General features: G+C 43.2%; 18 protein-coding genes. 13 read left to right on the top strand and 5 right to left on the bottom strand.

Going from position 1 to position 20,449, the window contains the following annotated elements; translation table 11 throughout:
- Window positions 1-13: 13 nt before the first annotated feature.
- Entirely contained in the window at window positions 14-523 is a 510-nt protein-coding gene (locus tag R4Z09_RS30045) for a YwgA family protein (protein ID WP_338450271.1), read from the top strand.
- Window positions 524-639: 116 nt separating this feature from the next.
- Window positions 640-2,667 carry a Na+/H+ antiporter gene (locus tag R4Z09_RS30040; protein WP_338450270.1) on the top strand — a complete coding sequence of 676 codons (2,028 nt, stop codon included), beginning with the start codon at window positions 640-642 and terminating at the stop codon, window positions 2,665-2,667.
- Between the two features lie 14 nt (window positions 2,668-2,681).
- Here R4Z09_RS30040 and R4Z09_RS30035 read toward each other — a convergent pair whose 3' ends face one another.
- Both R4Z09_RS30035 and R4Z09_RS30030 read right to left on the bottom strand, forming a co-directional pair.
- Window positions 2,682-2,978 carry a hypothetical protein gene (locus tag R4Z09_RS30035; RefSeq protein WP_338450269.1) on the bottom strand — a complete coding sequence of 99 codons (297 nt, stop codon included), beginning with the start codon at window positions 2,976-2,978 and terminating at the stop codon, window positions 2,682-2,684.
- Window positions 2,979-3,087: 109 nt separating this feature from the next.
- Window positions 3,088-3,270, bottom strand: a complete 183-nt coding sequence (locus tag R4Z09_RS30030) for a 2-hydroxymuconate tautomerase (protein WP_338450268.1) — start codon at window positions 3,268-3,270, stop codon at window positions 3,088-3,090.
- Window positions 3,271-3,454: 184 nt separating this feature from the next.
- On the opposite strand from R4Z09_RS30030, the gene R4Z09_RS30025 reads away from it, so the two are divergent.
- Together R4Z09_RS30025 and R4Z09_RS30020 are read left to right on the top strand one after the other, a co-directional pair.
- The gene (locus tag R4Z09_RS30025) at window positions 3,455-4,123 is read left to right on the top strand and encodes a site-2 protease family protein (RefSeq protein WP_338450267.1); all 669 of its coding nucleotides are present in this window, start codon (window positions 3,455-3,457) and stop codon (window positions 4,121-4,123) included.
- Between the two features lie 24 nt (window positions 4,124-4,147).
- Window positions 4,148-4,657: a YwhD family protein gene (locus tag R4Z09_RS30020; protein WP_338450266.1), complete on the top strand. Its 510-nt coding sequence runs from the start codon at window positions 4,148-4,150 to the stop codon at window positions 4,655-4,657.
- Window positions 4,658-4,900: 243 nt separating this feature from the next.
- On the opposite strand, the gene R4Z09_RS30015 is transcribed toward R4Z09_RS30020, so the two are convergent.
- Entirely contained in the window at window positions 4,901-6,985 is a 2,085-nt protein-coding gene (locus R4Z09_RS30015) for a PBP1A family penicillin-binding protein (RefSeq protein WP_338450265.1), read from the bottom strand.
- Between the two features lie 279 nt (window positions 6,986-7,264).
- Between R4Z09_RS30015 and speE the strand changes: the two genes are divergently transcribed.
- The 8 genes from speE (at window position 7,265) to argS (ending at window position 15,781) form a co-directional block, all read left to right on the top strand.
- On the top strand, window positions 7,265-8,092 hold the full coding sequence (gene speE, locus R4Z09_RS30010) for a spermidine synthase (RefSeq protein ID WP_338453401.1): 828 nt from the start codon (window positions 7,265-7,267) through the stop codon (window positions 8,090-8,092).
- Between the two features lie 60 nt (window positions 8,093-8,152).
- Window positions 8,153-9,025, top strand: a complete 873-nt coding sequence (gene speB / locus R4Z09_RS30005) for an agmatinase (protein ID WP_338450264.1) — start codon at window positions 8,153-8,155, stop codon at window positions 9,023-9,025.
- Window positions 9,026-9,220: 195 nt separating this feature from the next.
- Window positions 9,221-9,439, top strand: coding sequence for a hypothetical protein (locus R4Z09_RS30000; RefSeq protein ID WP_338450263.1), 219 nt, complete (start codon window positions 9,221-9,223; stop codon window positions 9,437-9,439).
- Between the two features lie 238 nt (window positions 9,440-9,677).
- Entirely contained in the window at window positions 9,678-11,243 is a 1,566-nt protein-coding gene (locus R4Z09_RS29995) for a spore germination protein (protein ID WP_422392326.1), read from the top strand.
- A 13-nt stretch (window positions 11,244-11,256) separates the two neighbouring features.
- Window positions 11,257-12,468: a Ger(x)C family spore germination protein gene (locus R4Z09_RS29990; RefSeq protein ID WP_338450261.1), complete on the top strand. Its 1,212-nt coding sequence runs from the start codon at window positions 11,257-11,259 to the stop codon at window positions 12,466-12,468.
- A complete protein-coding gene (locus tag R4Z09_RS29985) occupies window positions 12,465-13,580 on the top strand; it encodes an endospore germination permease (protein WP_338450260.1) in 1,116 nt (371 codons plus the stop codon). Before R4Z09_RS29990 ends, R4Z09_RS29985 begins: the two co-directional genes overlap by 4 nt.
- 61 nt (window positions 13,581-13,641) lie before the next feature.
- Window positions 13,642-14,139: a DUF1934 domain-containing protein gene (locus R4Z09_RS29980; RefSeq protein ID WP_338450259.1), complete on the top strand. Its 498-nt coding sequence runs from the start codon at window positions 13,642-13,644 to the stop codon at window positions 14,137-14,139.
- Window positions 14,111-15,781: an arginine--tRNA ligase gene (gene argS / locus R4Z09_RS29975; RefSeq protein WP_338450258.1), complete on the top strand. Its 1,671-nt coding sequence runs from the start codon at window positions 14,111-14,113 to the stop codon at window positions 15,779-15,781. The genes R4Z09_RS29980 and argS overlap by 29 nt, the downstream gene beginning before the upstream one ends.
- Window positions 15,782-15,823: 42 nt before the next feature.
- Here argS and uvsE read toward each other — a convergent pair whose 3' ends face one another.
- Both uvsE and cls read right to left on the bottom strand, forming a co-directional pair.
- Window positions 15,824-16,780, bottom strand: coding sequence for a UV DNA damage repair endonuclease UvsE (uvsE, locus tag R4Z09_RS29970; RefSeq protein WP_338450257.1), 957 nt, complete (start codon window positions 16,778-16,780; stop codon window positions 15,824-15,826).
- 59 nt (window positions 16,781-16,839) lie between these two features.
- Window positions 16,840-18,042 (bottom strand): cardiolipin synthase, encoded by a 1,203-nt coding sequence (gene cls / locus R4Z09_RS29965; protein ID WP_338450256.1) that lies wholly within the window; start codon window positions 18,040-18,042, stop codon window positions 16,840-16,842.
- A 138-nt stretch (window positions 18,043-18,180) separates the two neighbouring features.
- Between cls and R4Z09_RS29960 the strand changes: the two genes are divergently transcribed.
- Complete coding sequence (locus R4Z09_RS29960; protein ID WP_338450255.1) at window positions 18,181-20,286, top strand: (Fe-S)-binding protein; 2,106 nt, start codon at window positions 18,181-18,183, stop codon at window positions 20,284-20,286.
- Window positions 20,287-20,449 lie beyond the last annotated feature (163 nt).

Here is a 20,449-nt window from a genome sequence, read left to right as displayed (position 1 = left end):
GAGTTGAAAAGGTGTGTTAAAAGATCATGCTAAGGTCATGCAGGCCATCGCAGCCTCTGGAGAAGTTATCGGAAGGAAAAAGCTTCAAAAAATGATTTATATCTCGAAAAAATTATCCTTTCCATTCGGAGAAAAATTTCAATTTCATTTTTATGGACCTTATTCTGAGGAGTTAACGGTACAAGTTGAAGAGCTGTGTAACATGAGATTTTTGGAGGAAGTCAAGGAAAAGAAGGGCGGATACTATCAATATCGTTATACCGTCACTGATAACGGCAAGGAGTTTCTGTCTGAAAGTCATGTGGATATCCCCAATCTGCAGGAATGTTTAACAGATATGAACAGTCAAAATGCAAGATTTCTTGAACTGGTTTCCACCGTATTATTTTTTGATAATCTACCAAAAGAAGAAGTTCAGGAAAAGATTTTCACTTTAAAAAGCAAACAGCGCTATACAACAGAAGAAATTGATAGTGCTTATGAATATATTGCGATGTTGAAAGAGAAGGCTGAACTTCAATAGATAAACTGTACAGTGCTTGAGGGCACTGTATTTTTTTTGTGCAATTGAAAGCTACTTTCAAATAAGAATCAAGAAAAAGAGCAATATAAAAGAAGGTAGAGAAAGGAGTCGTACATATGGACTTTTTGTTTACTGTCTTACTGCTCTTGTTTTGTTTATTAATTTCGAATGTGATCAGCCATTATATTCCATTTATTCCTACAGCCTTAACACAGATTGCTTTTGGAGTCGTTCTTGCTTTATTTATTGGGGAAATTTCACTTGAACTGGAAACGGAGTGGTTTTTGCTCTTGTTTGTGGCTCCGCTGTTGTATAATGACGGGCGGTATTTTCCGCGTGAGGAATTATGGCGGATGAAGGCCTCTATTTTTGGGAATGCGATAATTCTCGTTCTTATTACGGCGATCGGCGGCGGCTACTTTATTCACTGGATCATCCCCGAAATTCCGCTAGCCGCTTCGTTTGCCTTGGCAGCTATTTTATCACCGACAGACCCGGTTGCAGTGAATGGGATTGCCAAGCGTATCCATATTCCAGAACAGGTGCTGCATTTGGTTAGAGGAGAATCGCTTATCAATGATGCATCCGGCTTAGTAGCGTTTAATTATGCAGTCGCTGCGGTTGTTACCGGCTATTTTTCAATAAAAGAAGCGGTCTTTGATTTTACTTATATGTTTATTGCCGGCGCCTTGCTCGGACTTGTGCTGGGGCTGGCTATTATTTGGATTCGCTTTATTTTGCGAAAGCAAGGGATTAATGATATTACCTTTCATTCCCTTCTGCAGATTTTGACTCCGTTTATCATTTTTATCATAACGGAAGAAATGTTGCATGCATCAGGTGTAATTGCTGTTGTCGTGGCGGGAATTGTTCATTCGCTCATCAATGAAAAAACAGAAACGATGAATGCCCAGGAGAAGGTGCTGACTGAAAATATCTGGTCGATTGTCTTGTTTATTTTAAACGGGATTGTCTTTTTACTGCTGGGATTAAACATTCCTTCGTCCATGATTGAAACGGTGAAAAATCCGAATATCGGCAATTGGCTGGCTGTTGGCTATGTGGTGGCGGTTGGATTGATGATTTTAGCAATTCGTTTTGCTTGGTCGTATCTTTTTTCTTATCAGGAATATCGCTTTTTGAAAAAGAAAATGAACGTCAAACCAAATGTGAAAACAACTTTGTTCATTAGTCTGACTGGTGTTCGCGGGGCGGTGACGATGGCAGGGGTTCTTTCGATTCCGTTTGTCATACAGAATGGAGCGGCATTCCCGGAGCGTTCGCTGATTCTTTTTTTAGCAGCCGGTACAATTCTATTTACGTTGATAGCGGCCACCGTTTTCCTGCCGCTATTAAGTAAAGAGGAACAGACAGCAGGCGAAGAACCTTCTGTGCTCAATTTAACGGAAGCTAAGGGCCGGATTTTACTAGCTGCGATTCAGAAAATTAAGGTAGAAATGACGGAAGAGAATGCGATTGTTGCCTATGAATTAATCGCTGAATATAAGAGAATGTTTGCAAAATACAAACAAGAGCAAAGCACAACAACAGATGCGTTTCAGCAAAAAGTGCGTGAGGTTCGGCTTAAAGCCTTAAGAGCGGAAAGGCAGTATATCCATGAAGTCATGGATCAAGGCGGGATGGATGAAGAGGTGTTTGCTACATTTGAGAAATCCCTTGATTATCGGGAAGATGCGCTGTCAAATAATGTCCGCACGGGAATTCTGTTTTTAATTGGAAGGTCCAAAAGGGCTTGGCAGCGTTTCATTGGGCAATATTATAAAGAAACAAGATTAGCGGAATTACGTGATCTTGGGAGGAATATTCAATTAAAGGCTTTGCAAAAGGCAGTGGATAAACTGGAAGAATATGCGAGGCAGACAGAAATGGAGCGGCTTGAGGCGGTAAACATTGTGATTAACGATTATAAACGGCTGATTGAGCGATTAAAACGGACGACAGTTTCTTATAATGAAAAAAGTGAAGAGCAAAAAGAAGAGCTTCGTATCAAAGTTATGGATATCGAACGTTCCGAAATTCACCGCATGTACGAAGCGGGTGATATTAATAAGGAGCAGGCAAAGGAATTAAGACGATTTATTAATTATATCGAGAGCGTGACATTACACGAGCATGTGGAATGATGAAACGGCAGGCGTTAAAGCCCTAATTCCTTATTGATATAGTTAGCGATTGGCTTTTCAAATTCATTCAATATTCGCAGGATATCTGTCCGATTGCTGTCATCCATACTTTGGATGGACTGCTGGAGAACCTTTACCCAGATACGGAAAATATTATCGCGTAGCCACAATTTGAACAGCATCATTTCATCGTCCGAGTAATCTGGGTTAGGCTTTACATCTTCTTCGTATGTATTAATCAATTTTTCGATTGTTTCGATATGTTGGTCGATCAGATTCTGAACTTGAGCAATTTTTGTCCCGACTTCCATTTCGGTTCCCCCTAGCGCCATGAATAGCTGTTACTTTCATTCTATCAAAAATATGGCTCTATCGCTTTGGATAGAACCATATTTTTCGCTGGGGCAGATGCGGGAAAGATCAGTCGATTAAGCGTTTACCGGCAACTGAATAATTATCTTTCGTCATTTCCTCAATGAAAACAACGACACTTTCTCTTGAGGCACCTGTAGTTTCAATAACAGCATCTGTTACTTTTTCACAGAGTGCCTTTTTTTGTTCGTCTGTTCTGCCTTCAAACATTTTAACTGTTACATATGGCATGTCGTCAGCCTCCTTCGCTGGGTTTGTATGTATTCCAATTGGTGGAATTCACCTGTTACCTAGTGTACCACAAGTTATCTGATTTATTTTCCTTTTGTTGGCGGATGTGGTGGCATCATTTTTCACTTTAGCACGGTAATCATGTATACTTTTATTCAAAGAGCTAAAAAAGGAGTTTTGCCGATTGGAATCCTCATTTTCGCAATTTTTGGCATACCCGTTAGAAAAAATTCCTTATGTCGCGTTAACACTGATTATTGCATTTTCCGTCCATGAATTTGCACATGCTTTTACCGCCTGGAGATTTGGTGATGATACGGCGAAAAAGCAGGGGAGATTAACCTTAAACCCGGCTTCGCATTTAGACCCAATCGGGACAATTTTAATTTTTATTGCTGGATTCGGCTGGGCGCGCCCTGTACCGGTCAACCGCTATTTCTTTAAAAAGCCGCGCATTGCTGGCATCACCGTTTCCTTTGCAGGGCCGCTGAGCAATTTGATTATGGTTTGCCTTGGATTTATTATTTGGTATGCACTAGTGGCCTCAGGGCTGGCCGCAGGCTTACCGTCATTTGTTCCGGATTTTCTTGATATTTTTATTCAGCTGAATGCTGTCCTGTTTATTTTCAATCTGCTGCCGCTGCCGCCGCTTGACGGCTACCGCATCATTGAGGACTTAGCACCGACCGACGTGCGGGCAAAAATGACGCAGTTTGAACAGTATGGAATGCTGATTTTTCTCATCCTAGTCATCACACCGCTTGACCGCTACACAATCCAGCCAATCTTCGGCACCGTCCTGCCATGGCTCGTAAATGGGTTGAATGAATTTATTTATAGTTGGTTTTTTTAAAAGACTGAAAGGGGATTTTTATAAATGGAAGAAAAAAAGAAAAAGAAGCTTGAGTTTAATATTATTAAAAATGAACCGCTTGATGGACATAAGGGGTTTGGCAAAGGCGCGTTGAGTCTTGATAATGTGTCGCCAGTTATTATTGATGTCGAGGAAGGCGAGGCGGTCATCGATATCGGCGCCATGCATGCAAGAAGTGCGGCGGAAAAAGGGATTAAGTTTTTACCGAATAAAGACGAGGTTCCAAACGGCAAGCCTTATTGGCTGGTATGGGTGACGGTTGACCGTGACGAGAGGGGGCCTCATTATGCCGGTGTGACCGCGTGCGAGATGACCGTCGACCGCGAGATTCGCAGAGGCTATAAGTCGCTGCCGGAGCATGTGAACCGTATGGATAAATCAATTAAGCGTCATATTATTGTGGACCATATGGATGAAAAATCAAAGGTTATACTGCGTGAGTTTCTGCAGAATCATGATGCAGGCATGTGGGAACGGTCGGCACAGCAGTTGAAAGATGATTTAGGAGCTTGAGCTTAGGGGAGACCCTAAGCTTTTTTTGTTTGTGCCAGCAGGTTGATAGTTGCCCCTGAACGGGGGAGAAACAGGCAGACGGTCACTATAAAGGGTTGATAGTGACCAAAACTATAAACCTTTCAATGAGTGGGGTGCTTTGATGAACAAAACAAGCAGGGGACAAAACAATGCTTAATCAAAAACCTAACCAGAAAAACGGCAATAAAAAAACTGCATGCAACCATCTGCATGCAGCCATAACTACGACCACGGCATCACTCTTTTATACCATGGAACACGATCTTCATGTTCCTCATGATGCTTATTCTTTTTCCCTTTTGGAGCCCCTTCCTCATGCTCTAGCAGGTGTTCTGTACAATATTCAGTTGGCTCGGTGCCGGCCGCAAAGTAGGTGTACCGCCTTACCGGACATTCTTTTGTAGCCAGCTTCCCATTTTCAGGATCTAGATAGACCCCGACCGTGCCTTTTGGGGCTTTAAATGATTTTTCCGGCGTTCCTTCGAGCGCCTCTTCCATGAACTGAATCCAAACATTTTTGGCATACATTTGATCCAGTCTGCCTTCAATCGGCCGGCTGTCGTCATAGCCGGTCCAAACCGCTGAGACAAGCTGCGGCGAATATCCGATCATCCAGCTGTCTGTGTTGGTTGAACCGGACTTGCCGGCATAGGTGCGCGTCATGTCATTGATAATGTTACTACCGGTGACACTGGCATAGCCGTTTAATTTTTTATCAAACATTCCCGTCATCATATGTGTCATCACAAACGCTAAGTCTGACCGCAGCGCTGCTTCAGGCTCGGGGTCATGCTCGTAAATAACCTCACCTTTATGATTCTCAACCTTTTTGATCATCACCGGAGTGACCTTCTTCCCGCCGTTGGCAAACATACTGTAGGCATTGGCCATTTCAATCACACGCACGCCAGATGTGCCAAGGGCGAGGGAAGGGACCTTTGCCATATCGGAGGTAATCCCAAAGCGTTTCGCTGTTTCTACCAATGTCTCTTCGCCAAGGAACAGATGCGTTTTCACAGCATATACATTGTCCGATAATGCCAATGCTTGAGTCATGGTCAGATCCTCTTCAGCATATTTGTTGTTAAAATTATGCGGTGTGTACTCGGCCCGGCCATCATCAAATTTGAAGGTTGTCAGCTCACTGCGCATCGTTGACGCCGGCGTAAAGCCCTGCTCGAGCGCTGCGTAATAAAGGAGCGGCTTGATCGTCGAACCTGGCTGGCGCTCTGCCTGGGTAACGCGGTTATAAGGGCTTTCTTCATAATCCCGGCCGCCGACCATCGCCTTGACGTAGCCGTTTTTCGGATTCATCGCTACAAAGCCGATCTGAATATCGGAATCCTCAGAGATTTGCTTTGCAATAGTTTCCTCGGCAATTTTTTGCTGATCAAGATCAAGGGTTGTGTAGACCTTTAACCCGCCGAGCTCAATCGTTCTTTCATCGAGCTTCAACACATCCGTTAGCTCCTGGTGCACGGCATCCTGGAAATAGGGAGCTGTCACAAGCTGTGTGTGCGGGTGTTTGCCGACAATCTCGAGCTCCTCCTGCTTCGCTTTTTGCGCTGCTTTTTCATCAATTAAATGATTTCCCTGCATCGCTGATAAAATAACTCCCTGACGTTCTTTCGCCTTTTCAAGTGAGGCCAGCGGCGAGTAAATACTCGGTCCTTTCGGGATTCCCGCCAGCATCGAGGCCTCAGCCAAGGTCAGCTCGGATGCATCCTTGCCAAAGTAAAACTGGCTTGCAGCCTGGGCGCCGTATGCCCCATGTCCGTAATAGATCGTATTCAAGTAGCCTTCTAAAATTTGTTCCTTTGTATAGTTCATTTCCAAACGGATCGTATAAAAGGCTTCATGCAACTTCCTCTGCCACGTTTTGTCATGCTCAAGATAGAGGTTGCGGGCATACTGCTGGCTGATCGTGCTCGCCCCCTGCACCTTTGCCATCGCTTTAATATCAGCGAGGGCAGCACCGGCAATACGTTTATAGTCAAAGCCGTGATGCTCATAATAATTCCGGTCCTCAATCGCAAGCGTCGCATCCACAAGATGCGGGCTGATATCGTTAAAATTCACCCAGTACCGCTTTTGCCCGTTGTTGCTTTCCCCAATCACCGTCCCATTGTCGTCATAGTACAGTGTTGACTGCGGCACTGAGAGCGGCGGAGGACCAAGGATTTTCGCGTACATGATAATTCCAATGATAAAAAGAGTCATTATACAAGCAAGAATAAAACAAAGAAAGAATAAGGCCCGTAAATATTTAATCGTTTTTCGAAATCGTTGGTCTGTCATAAGTTCCATAGTATTTCACCTCCTAACAGAAATGCGGAGAATTCTAGCATTTGCTCAGCACAAATCTTCTCTTATCTAATCAAAAATAAAGATATTATTAGTATTGAAAAATAAGTGGGATTTTAAACATAATCTGGGTAATTGAGAATATTTTTCTTTTTATTTCCTGCGCAATACTCTATAATTTTTTTTGTTTGCATTTAAAGGGACTGGGTAACATAAGGAAGACTGATGAGACATTACAGGTGCCAGGCACTTGTTTTCAATCCAAATGAAGGGATGAATACAATGGGAATTTGGTTTACTGAGAAGCAGACAGAGAACTTTGGGATTACGATGAAAATCAATCGTACCTTACATACAGAGCAAACTGAGTTTCAAAAACTGGACATGGTAGAAACCGAAGAATGGGGAAACATGCTCTTGCTTGATGACATGGTCATGACGTCTGTCAGGGATGAGTTTGTCTACCATGAAATGGTCGCACATATTCCTTTGTTTACCCATCCGAATCCGGAAAATGTATTGGTCGTTGGCGGCGGTGACGGCGGAGTGATTCGTGAGGTGCTGAAGCATCCAAGTGTGAAAAAGGCAACGCTCGTTGATATCGACGGCAAGGTGATCGAGTATTCAAAAAAGTATCTGCCGGAAATCGCCGGAAAGCTCGATGATGAGCGCGTTGAGGTAAAAGTAGGCGACGGCTTTATGCATATTGCCGAAAGCGACAATGACTATGACGTGATCATGGTGGATTCGACAGAGCCGGTTGGTCCTGCAGTCAATCTTTTTACAAAGGGATTTTATGCCGGAATTTCCAAGGCGCTGAAGGAAGACGGCATCTTTGTTGCGCAATCGGACAACCCTTGGTTTAAGAGTGATTTAATCCGCAGCGTGCAAAGGGATGTAAAAGAAATCTTCCCGATTACAAGGCTATACACGGCCAATATTCCGACGTATCCAAGCGGGATGTGGGCCTTTACACTCGGGTCAAAAAAATACGATCCGCTTGAAATAAGCGACGATCATTTTCATGAGATTGAAACGAAGTACTATACAAAAGAATTACATAAAGCAGCGTTTGTTCTGCCTAAGTTTGTAAGAGATTTGGTAGAGTAATTTTACAGGAAAAGGTACTGTTACGTCAAAACAGTACAACAGAATAAAGGGGGAGTTACGATGCGTTTTGATGAAGCCTATTCAGGCAATGTGTTTATTAAAAGTCATCCAAACTATGAAGAAAGTCAGGTTGTGATTTACGGCATGCCGATGGACTGGACGGTCAGCTATCGTCCGGGCTCTCGTTTCGGTCCTGCCCGTATTCGCGAGGTGTCGATCGGAATTGAGGAATACAGCCCGTATCTGGACCGGGAATTAGATGAAATTAAATACTTCGATGCAGGCGATATCCCGCTGCCGTTTGGGAATGCGCAAAAGAGCCTTGATTTAATTGAGGATTACCTTGACGATCTGCTGGCTGACGGCAAATTTCCGTTAGGAATGGGCGGTGAGCATCTTGTAAGTTGGCCGGTCATTAAAGCAATGTATAAAAAATATCCGGATTTAGCGATTATTCATATGGATGCGCATACCGACCTGCGCGAGAATTATGAGGGCGAGCCGTTGTCTCACTCAACGCCGATTAGGAAGGCTGCAGAGCTAATTGGTCCGACAAACGTTTATTCTTTTGGAATTCGTTCCGGCATGAAGGAGGAATTTGAATGGGCAAAGGAAGTCGGTATGCATCTGTTCAAATTTGACGTCCACAAGCCGCTACAAGAAATTCTGCCGACGCTTGCTGGGCGCCCTGTATATGTAACGATTGACATCGATGTATTGGACCCGGCTCATGCACCTGGAACAGGTACGGTTGATGCGGGCGGCATTACGTCAAGAGAATTATTGGCATCCATTCATGAAATTGCGCATTCTGATGTACGTGTAGTGGGAGCAGACCTTGTAGAAGTGGCCCCGATTTATGATCATTCCGAGCAAACAGCGAATACAGCAAGTAAGCTGCTTCGTGAAATGCTGCTTGGATTTGTAAAATAAGATTAATAAAAATAACAATCAAGGAGAATGGCTATTATTTATGAGTAATAGGCGTTCTCTTTTTTATTTTGGCTTTTTAAATAGGATATTACATGTGAAATATACGAAGAACATTTTTACTATCAATAACAAGGATAAAACAATTATTTGGTAGCATTCTATATTTGTACTAAACAAATACAAGGAGGAAATCAAATGACAACTCAAATTGACACTAACAAACTTAAACAAGCGGAAGCGGCAACTTCAATAGCAAAGGATATGATTGCATCCGCAATTGAACAATCAGCTGCTAACACTACACTTGCATCAGAAGCATTAAAGCAAGCATCAAATGAAGTGGCGCAAGTACAAACACTGATTAGCCAAGTTCAATCACAGATTCAAACTTCATCATCTTCATCAGCAGAATAATAATAAGTAAGGGAAGTCGTGCTACATACAGTACCTTATAAAGGTGTATGAAGGGCGCCTGACACCGAAAATGGACATTTACACCCGTCTTTCCTGTGGAAAAGACATCCAATGAAAAAAGAGGACAACGCTCCAAACATGAGCGTTTGTCCTCTTTTTTAATGTTTATCCCAAAGTATGCATACAAACTTCCAGTATTGGAAAAATATACCCATATGAAAAAAGGGGAAAACTCGTGATGCATCAATTCCGGAAACGAAAAACATTACAGGATTTGTTCAAGAAAAAAACAGAATCTCTGCCATCGAAGGTGAATACGAAAGACACGATTGGTTCAGACCTATCGGATATGGAACAGCAATTAAAAAAGCTTTTTGAAAACTGTTCAGATTTTGTTATTCGGCCTTTCTTTGTTATGGATAAAGTCAAAATCTTACTCATTTATATAGACGGGCTTGTTGATACGAACCTGCTTGATGAAGTTTTTTTAAAGCCGATGATATTTGAAGGGAAGCCTCAAGGGGTTGAGGAGACTTCTTCATTAGGGAAGATCATTGAACAGCACCTAATAGCGGTCACCCAAGTAAAAAATGTGTCCAAGCTAGGTGAGCTGGCGGATGGAATATTGAAAGCCAATATCGGTGTTGTCATTGAGGGTGAAGCAAATGCCATGCTTGCTGAATTGCCCGGCTATGAAAAAAGAGCAATTGAAGAGCCGGCAACGGAGGTCACGATTCGCGGTCCGAAAGACGGGTTTACAGAATCCTTAAGGACTAATACAACCCTTTTACGCAGAAGAATTCGCAGTACAAAGCTCAAATTTGAATCCTTCACCATTGGAGAGCTGTCACAAACAGATGTCGTGATGGCTTATATTGATGGAATTGCGGCTGATTCTCTTTTAGAGGAGGTCCGATCGAGAATTGGCCGGATTCAAATTGATGCATTAATGGGGTCAGAAATGCTGGAAGAATTTATTGAGGATGTTCCTTATTCACCCTTTCCACAAATTCAAAATACTGAAAGACCGGATATTCTAATAGCTAATCTCCTGGAAGGGAGGGTGGGAATTATCGTGGACAATACTCCCTTTGCCCTTGTGATTCCGATGACTTTTTGGAGCGGACTCCAGGCTGCGGATGACTATTATGAGCGCTTTATCTATACGACTTTTATTCGTTTTATTCGTTATGTTTTATTTAATATTTCTCTTTTTTTGCCATCTCTTTATGTGGCGCTTTCAACCTTTCATCCAAAACTTATTCCAACGAGCTTGCTTTTCAGTGTAGCTGCCGCCAGGGAGGGGGTACCGTTTCCGGCGATTGTTGAGGCATTGATGATGGAGTTTGTATTCGAAGGCTTGCGTGAAGCGGGTGTCCGCCTTCCGAAAGCGATTGGGTCTGCTGTCAGTATTGTTGGAGCGCTGGTTATCGGTCAAGCTGCGGTACAGGCTGGGATTGTTTCTGCTCCAATGGTTATTGTTGTTGCAACAACAGGGATCGCATCGTTTTCGATTCCTCGATACAATTTTGGCACCTCCATCAGATTGATAAGGTTCATTATGTTAATTTTAGCCGGGGTCTTGGGCTTATATGGAATTGTACTCGGCTTTATTGCCTTAACGATTCATTTGGTGTGCCTGCGTTCTTTTGGCGTTCCTTATTTCACTCCTGTAGCGCCGCAAATTCCCAAAGATCTAAAAGATGTCATCATAAGAGTTCCAAGATGGGCTTTAAATCAGCGTCCTACCTTTTTGGCAGGCAAGGATAAGATACGTTTTCCAAAAGGGCAAAAACGAAAATAAGGAGTAAAGGTAAATGGGCAAGGGAAGTATGGTGTGTATGTTTTTGTGTATCCAGATGATCCTCACAACGGGATGCTGGGATCGCAAGGAACTGAATGATCGTTCCATATGGCTTGCAACAGGCTGGGATGCCGGTGAAAAAGAAGAGGACATTCAAATATGCGGTCAAATAGCCATCCCTTCTAGTATGCAGTCGCAAAGCGGAGGGGGCAGCGGTGGTGGAGGTAAAAGTGAATCGTACGTAACGGTTTCGGCGAAGGGGACAAATGTACAAGATGCCTTGGAAAATCAACAAGACAAGCTCTCAAGGGAAGCCTATTTTGGCCAGAGGCGGGTGGTTTTTTATGGAGAAGCATTTGCAAAACATGGTTTGAAACAAGAAATAGATATAAATAGCAGAAGCTCGGATGTTAGTATTCGGACAGATTCTTTTGTAGTAAAAGGGGATACGGCTTTAAATGCGCTGAATCAGTCCAATCCATTTGAGAGTCCTCCGGCAGTTGCAGCATTGAAGATCCATGAACATGCAGGGGGAAGAGGAGATGAGTCCTATTTAGACTTTATTAGAGCCGCGAACAGCGATGGGATTCGGCCTACGATGCCCGCTATTGAAATTGATTATTTCCAACATGGAAATAAAGAGGCTAAAGGAGCAGCAGCAAAACCGATTTTAACATTAGCAGGATTGGCTGTGTTTGACCCTGATCTTAAATTAGTCGGTTATTTAAATATGAACGATAACCGGAACTTTCTCTGGGTGACAGGAAATTTAAAGAAAAAGAAAATAAGTGTTTCAATGGGTGGGGAAAGTAATGCAAGTATGGCTTTGACTAAGATTAAAGGAAAAATCATCCCAAAAATGAGTAAAGGTCAGATTACCTTTACTGTTGAGTTAAGCGGAGAAGGATTAATTACAGAAAATAATAACAACCTGGATATTGATAAAAGAAAAAATAGTCAGCTTGTGAAACACGCCATGGAAAAACAGACAAAAGAAGAAGTATTGGCAACGATCAATAAAGTGCAAAAGGAATTTGGGCTGGATATTTTTGGTTTTGGGGAATCTGTCCATAGAAAGTATCCCCAGCAGTGGAAAAAGGTGAAAAAAGATTGGGACCATTATTTTGCAGAAGCGGATATTTCAGTTAACGTTGAGCTTAAGATCCTTCGAGTTGGTATGACTGGTCCATCGCTACTGTATAAAGAAAGCGAGGTCAAAGAATGAAAATAACGGGGCTGCAAATCTATTGGATTATGGTTTCTATATTAATTGGCAATACTGTGCTAATTACCGTTTCACCGGCTATTCAGCAGGCCAAACAAGATGTTTGGATTTCCTTTCTTATTGCTGGACTGGGTGGAGTGCTGATTGTGTTCCTTGCAGCCAAAACGGCCTTACTGCATCCAAAACATACACTGATTGAATACAGTAAATTAATTTTTGGCAGATGGATCGGAGCCATAATAGCAATTCTTTATTTAGTTTATTGGTATTCTGTTATCGGCGACATATTAGGAGAATTTGCTGAATTTGTGAACTCCATTTTACTTCCAAAAACGCCTCCATGGGTATTGTTTTTGACCATCCTTTTATTAATGATTTATATTGCTTATTTAGGAGGGATAGAAGGGGTTGGACGTTGCAGTGAGGTGTTTGGGCCCATTATTTTAGCAAGTTTTCTTTTTTTGATCGCTTTTACATTACCTAATATCCATTTGGATCGTCTTCTCCCTGTATATACTGATACTGGATTATTTCCTATTGTTAGGGGCAGTTTATATCCCCTTTCTTTTTTTGGAGAGTCTGTATCTATGCTGATGCTCATTTCTTTCATGGATCAGCCAGAGCAAGGAACTCAGCGGGCCGTATGGGGCGTTTGGTCCGCAGTTGTGCTGGTTAATATTACCGCTGTTTGTGTGATTCTGGTTTTTGGGCCCGAAGTGGCGGCAAATCTGAAATATTCGGCATTTGAATCGATCCGATTCATTAATGTAATGAATTTTATACAAAATCTTGAAATTTTAGCTGTATTAATATGGGTTTTAAGTCTTTTTGTCAAATTATCCTTATATTTTATCATGGCAGCCTATGGGACAGCTCAGTTGCTTCATATCAAAAATTGGAAAAAGCTGATATGGATTGTGGCATCTATTTCCTTTCTTTTAGCAACCTTTTTTTCGAATCATTCGTTATATGGGATGGAGTATATGGAGTATTTCTGGCTACCAGTGGTTCTGTCTCTAAATATGGCAGGGATTCCGCTCTTGCTATGGATTGTCGGAAGTCTTCGGAAAAAGAAGGGAGCATCCAAGACTTCGAATGGATCATCAACATGAGCTTGAAACAATTTTTAAAAAAAATTATAATTAATAAGTTATCCAAAAGGTAATCCAGGGAATGTGGAGGAAAAGAGGTGCACGCTCGGTGTCCGGCTATCCAACAGAGCAAATGGCTGTTAAAATAACAGTGAATACAACAATTACAAATGATTCGGAAAAAGAAACGTATGAGCTCATCACATTTGGACAATACATTCAAAAGAAGAGCTCTGTTTTTCTGCGTTATGATGAAGTGATGGAAGAGGGGTCCGCAAAAACAGTTGTCAAGGTATCTGAGCAAGAGGGGTCTATCTTGCGCAGTGGAGCTGTTGACATGCGCCTGCCATTTCAAATGAATAAAACCCTTATCGGAAGCTACAAGACGCCGTACGGGGTACTCGACATGGAAACCTCAACTGAGGGGATCAGCCATGAATTTGACGACAGGTTAAAAAAAGGTCTTATTAACATATTTTATGATTTAAAGATGCAGGGAAACCATGCAGGTACATATCACTTATCGATTACGTTTGAGGAGGATGAAAAGAATGAACATAGTGGAGCAAGTAAAAAGTAAACTAAGACAAGAAGTCGCTGCGGCCGTTATCAAAGCGGGCTTAGCGAGTGAAGAACAGCTGCCAGACGTTATTCTAGAAATTCCGAAGGATAAGGTAAACGGCGATTATTCAACGAATATGGCGATGCAGCTGGCAAGAGTGGCGAAAAAGGCGCCGAAAATGATTGCCGAAGAGCTTGTAGCCAATTTTGATAAATCAAAGGCTTCCATTGAAAAAATTGAAATTGCCGGTCCTGGCTTTATTAATTTTTACATGAACAACAGCTATTTAACGGATCTAATTCCAGCAATTATCGACGCCGGCGACAAGTATGGCGAAACGGCTGTTGGCAATAACGAAAAAGTTCAGGTTGAGTTTGTGTCTGCTAACCCAACAGGAGATTTACACTTAGGACATGCCCGTGGTGCAGCCGTAGGGGATTCACTTTGCAATATTTTAGCAAAAGCAGGCTACGATGTATCACGTGAATATTATATCAATGATGCAGGAAATCAGATTAACAATCTGGCGTTATCAGTGGATGCGCGTTATCATCAGGCGCTTGGTATCGACAAACCAATGCCTGAGGACGGCTACCATGGCGAGGACATTATTGGGATTGGTAAAAAGTTAGCGGAAGAATTCGGCGATAAGTTTGTCGAGTTGGAAGATGAAGAGCGCTTCCAGCATTTCCGCGAATACGGGTTAAAATATGAAATGGCCAAGCTGAAGCAGGATTTAGAGGACTTCCGCGTCGGATTTGATGTGTGGTTCTCGGAAACTTCCTTATATCAAAATGGAAAAATAGATGATGCTTTGCAAAAACTAAGAGATAACGGCTATATTTACGAGCAGGACGGCGCAACATGGCTGCGTTCGACTGATTTCGGCGATGACAAGGACCGCGTGTTAATCAAGCAGGACGGCTCATATACGTACTTGCTGCCGGACATAGCCTATCACAGAGACAAGCTTGAGCGAGGCTTTGAAAAGCTGATCAATATTTGGGGTGCCGATCACCACGGCTATATCCCCCGTATGAAGGCAGCAATTCAGGCGTTAGGTTATTCTGCCGACACCCTTGAGGTTGAAATTATCCAGCTTGTACATTTATATAAAAATGGCGAGAAAATGAAGATGAGTAAGCGTACCGGAAAGGCCGTTACGATGAGAGATCTTGTTGAAGAGGTCGGCCTTGACGCAACGCGCTACTTCTTTGCGATGAGAAGTGCGGATACACATATGGATTTTGACCTTGATTTGGCTGTGTCACAATCGAATGAAAATCCAGTGTATTATGCACAATACGCGCATGCAAGAATCTGCAGTATCCTGCGCTCAGCGGAGGAGATGAATCTTGATTATCATAAGACTGCTGATTTTTCCTATATTCAATCGGAAAAGGAAATCGACGTATTGAAAAAGCTTGGTGAATTCCCTGAAGCAGTAGGGGAAGCTGCATTAAAGAGAATGCCGCACCGCATCAGCAACTATATCTATGAACTAGCATCCAATTTCCACAGCTTCTATAATGCGGAGAAAGTTCTTGATACAGAAGAAGTGGAGAAAACAAAGGCTCGTTTGTCACTAATTAAAGCCGTGCAGATTACGTTGAAGAATGCGTTGGATTTAATTGGAGTTTCTGCTCCGGAGAAGATGTAATAATAAAAAGGCAAGGCTTCCAGTAGTTGGAGGCCTTTTTTTCTATTTCCATTCCACAGCACCGCCGCTGATCCGTTTAACCCCGCGAATTTTGCTGATATCCTCGACAAGCTTCAGCATCGCTAGATCCTTCATTTTTGCTTCGATCATAAAATCAACATCCTGCTTCATAGAATGAAGAATCTCCAATAAAGGCTGAAGGAATTCCACATCGACATAATCGGCATGAGAACGAAAGGCAGAGGGCGACTTAGGCGATGAGATATGAATTTTCGGGATGAGATTCCGCTGCTCCCAGGTCGAAAATACCTCCGGCAATAGCTGCTCTAGCGCGGCCTCTCCCTGGTTTGCCATATGATGATGATAATCAAATATATTCGCAACGCCTTCGAGCTGGCATATGTTTAACGTTTCATCGGTTGTATAGGTTTTGTCGTCATTTTCCAGCGTCATAATTTTCTTAATATCAAGGGGCAGACTTTTTAAGTTAACCCGGAATCGTTTGAGGGATTCTTCTTTATTGCCATAGGCCCCGCCAATGTGAATGTTAATGAGGCCTTCTTTTTCAATCCCCATCGCTTCAAGCATCCGATAATGGTATTCCATATCTATGACCGCATTCTTTGTCACATCATCACGCGGGGAGGTGAACAGCGTAAATTGGTTGGGATGGAAGCTGACACGAAGGCGGTGCTCCTTCACCAGTTCACCGATCCCACGCCAGCGGTCACGAAATGGTGAAACAAAGTCCCAACGGACCTCAGGGTGGGTGGCAAGCGGGACAATCGAGCTGGAGAATCGGTACAGCCCGATTTGGTGGCCGATATTATAGTGAAGCATTCTCTCCGTATTAGTTAGATTCGCTTCCGTTACGGTTAAAAGCTTCTCCATACGATCGTCAGCAGGCAGCTGTGAAAAGCGCGTATAGGTGACTGTTTTGGAAGGGGATGCATCCCATAAACTCATCGATTGGGACACATAACCAAAGCGAATTTTCATAATCATAACTCCTTAATAGGGCCTGTCCCTCCGGCCCGCTTTTTGATGCTGGGACTTCGCTACAAAAAAAACGAAACCGATCTTGCGACCATTTCCTTGCAGAACGTCCATGGGTTCAGCATGGAGATATCACTTTTTGAAATCAGCTTGGCTTCCGACTGATCCTGCTTCAGAACCCCCCGAATTTCTTCAATAAAGTGCGTATCATACATGTAGCAGTTCATTTCATGATTCAAATAAAAGCTGCGTTTATCGAAGTTGGCGGTCCCGACGTCACAGACCTTGTTGTCGATGATGAGAATTTTCGAATGATAAAAGCCGTTTTGATATTGATATACGGACGCACCAAGGGCCAAAAGCTTACGCAAGTACCGGTAAGAAGCCTCCTTCACCAGCGCATGGTCCGGGTTGGAAGGAACGAGGATTTCAAGTTTGACGCCTCTTTTCACCGCAGACTGGAGATCGCGAAAGAGTTTTCGGCCCGGGATAAAATAAGGAGTCCCGATCATAATACATTGCTTGGCGCTGTTAATCAGGTCAGAAAAGGTATCCTCCAGATAAAAGCCCTCGGATGGAATCACTTTATGGCGGTATTTGCCCTTCTCTAAGCGTGGAAAATAGGCCTTGTTTTGCGTCAGCCGGACTCTTGCCGCTTCTCCCCAGTCCCTTAAGAACATATGCTGAAGGTCCTGAACTCCCTCCCCGCCGATTTTCAAATGGTAATCACGCCATGGGCTGAGCTTGGTATCAAGATTGATATACTCCTTGCCGATATTAAAGCCGCCAAGATAACCGATTTTCCCGTCGATGACTGTGATTTTACGATGATTGCGTACCTGGAAGGTATAAAAGAAAAACGGAGGTCTGGGTGGCTTGCAAAAAACAAGCTGTACCTTTGATCCCTGCAGTTCCCGGGAAATACTGCGCTTTGCCTTCCAGCTGCCAACCCAGTCAAGCAGAAGGCGGACTTCGACACCATCATCTGCCTTCTTTTTTAACAACGACAGGAAATCGGAGGAGATTCGATCTTTTTTTACAATATAAAAAAGAATATGGATGTGCTTTTGTGCTTCTTTTATTTCGGCAAAAAGGTCGGCAAATAATTCCGGACCAGAGGTAAACATTTGGATATCGCTATGTCGATCAGGAAAGTACTGCAGCTTTAACTTCTCTAAATGGATTTTCCTTCCAAACGAGAAGTCAATGAAGAAAAACAGGGCGACAAGATAAAGAATTCCAATGATCATTAAAAATATATCCAAATACCATTCCTCCTCAAGCCTTATAGCTGCTGTTTTGTTAGTATGTACGGGAATGACTTCTCATATGATTTAAGTAAGAAAGGAATTTTCACTCGCGGATTTAGAAGAGTGTCAATTTTTAGAGGGGGAGGTCAAAAAGTGAGTGGTATTTTATGGGTCAATCTGATTGCCTTTCTTGCCGTAACCGCCTACGCCGTCAGCCTGTTTGTTTATTTAATTAAAACGAGAATTGACTATATAAAGTTAGGGAGGCAAGTAGAGTTCGACCGTAATGTAAAAGAACGGCTCAATAAAATATGGGTCCATGTGTTTGGACAGAAGAAGCTGTTAAAGGATAAGAAGAGCGGCATCATGCACGTCCTTTTTTTCTACGGCTTTATCCTCGTTCAATTTGGCGCAATTGATTTTATCATCAAAGGAATTAAGCCCGGTGCCCATCTGCCGTTAGGTCCTCTTTTTCCAGCCTTTACTTTTTTTCAGGAAATCGTCACGCTCTTGATCCTCGTAGCTGTTTTAATGGCCTTTTACCGGCGCTATATTGAAAAACTGGCTCGTTTAAAAAGAAATTTTAAAGCAAGTCTAGTGCTTATTTTTATAGCTGGATTAATGCTGTCCGTCCTGCTTGGAAATGGCATGAATATGATCTGGCAGCAGCATGATCCAGCCTGGACAGAGCCCATTGCGTCCTTGATCTCCTCCATTTTAGCCGGAATTGGCGGGAATGCTGCGATTGCTGTGTTTTACATTGCCTGGTGGGCTCATTTACTCATCCTGCTCACATTCCTTGTCTATGTCCCTCAGTCAAAGCACGCTCATTTAATTGCCGGTCCGGCCAATGTTTACTTTAACCGTTTAGAAAAGCCAGGGAAATTAGCCCCGATCCTCTTTGAAGATGAAACGCAGGAAACCTTTGGCGTTGGGAAAATTGAAGAGTTCACACAGCATCAATTGATTGATTTATATGCTTGTGTTGAATGCGGACGCTGTACGAATATGTGTCCGGCAACCGGAACTGGGAAAATGCTTTCCCCAATGGATTTGATTGTGAAAATGCGCGACCACCTGACCAATCATGGGGCTGCGGTTACAAGGCTCAAGCCGTGGGTGCCGGCATTTGCGTTTAGTCATACACAAGGTAATCAAATCGCCCTCGATGCTGCAAAGGGAGGGGCGGACGGGGCAGCGGCTGTTTATCATCCGAGCCTGATCGGCGAGATTATTACCGAGGAGGAGATCTGGGCTTGTACCACGTGCCGGAATTGTGAAGACCAATGTCCGGTGATGAACGAGCATGTCGAAAAAATAATTGATCTCCGCCGTTATTTAGTATTAACGGAAGGGAAATTGGATTCGGATGCCCAGCGTGCGCTGATTAATATTGAGCGCCAGGGAAATCCTTGGGGTCTTAACCGCAGGGAAAAGGAAAACTGGCGCAGTTTAATGGAGGATGTTCGGATTCCAACGGTTAAGGAGCTAGCCAAGGCGGGTGAAACATTTGAATATCTTTTCTGGGTCGGCTCAATGGGTTCCTTCGATAACCGCAGCCAAAAGATTGCTTTGGCATTTGCAAGGCTGTTAAACGAAGCAGGTGTGAAGTTTGCGATTCTCGGCAATAAGGAAAAAAATTCAGGCGACACCCCGCGCCGGATTGGGAATGAATTTTTATTCCAGGAGCTTGCAACGGGTAATATTGCTGAGTTTGAACAGGCCGGTGTGGAAAAGATCGTTACGATTGACCCGCATGCCTATAATATTTTTAAAAATGAATATCCAGATTTCGGCTTGAATGCTGAGGTCGTCCATCATACGGAACTGCTGGCCATGCTCGTCAAGGAAGGGCGCTTGAAGCCGCAGCATGCGGTGAATGAAAAAATCACGTTCCATGATTCCTGTTATTTAGGCCGCTATAACGAAGTGTTTGATCCACCGCGGGAAATTCTGAAGGCGATCCCGGGTGTTACGCTTGTGGAGATGGAGCGGAACCGAGAAAACGGTATGTGCTGCGGCGCGGGCGGCGGCTTGATGTGGATGGAAGAGGAAACTGGCCAGCGCATTAATGTCGCTCGGACCGAGCAGGCGCTGGAGGTCAAACCTTCCATTATCAGCTCCGGCTGTCCCTATTGCTTAACGATGTTGACCGACGGAACAAAGGCGAAGGAAGTGGAAGATAATGTAAAGACTTATGATGTTGCCGAGCTGCTGGAAAGGGCCGTTCTTGGCGATAAGCAGGAAGCGGCATCTTAAAAATATATATAGGGAGGCTACATTTAGATAGAGTTTCTTGGGAAGCAATTGACAGGAAGGGATGGCGGTTGCTTCTCCTTTTATAATTTAGAATATTCTTTTTATTCAATTAATTTTATAGTAAAATAAAAGTAAAACGCTTACATGTTGTAAAAGGGAATTT

The sequence above is a fragment of the Niallia oryzisoli genome, from assembly GCF_036670025.1.
Classification (GTDB): Bacteria; Bacillota; Bacilli; order Bacillales; family Cytobacillaceae; genus Bacillus_BD; species Bacillus_BD oryzisoli.
The sequence above is the reverse complement of the archived record's forward strand: the minus strand, read 5'-3'. Positions and strand labels throughout refer to the sequence as shown.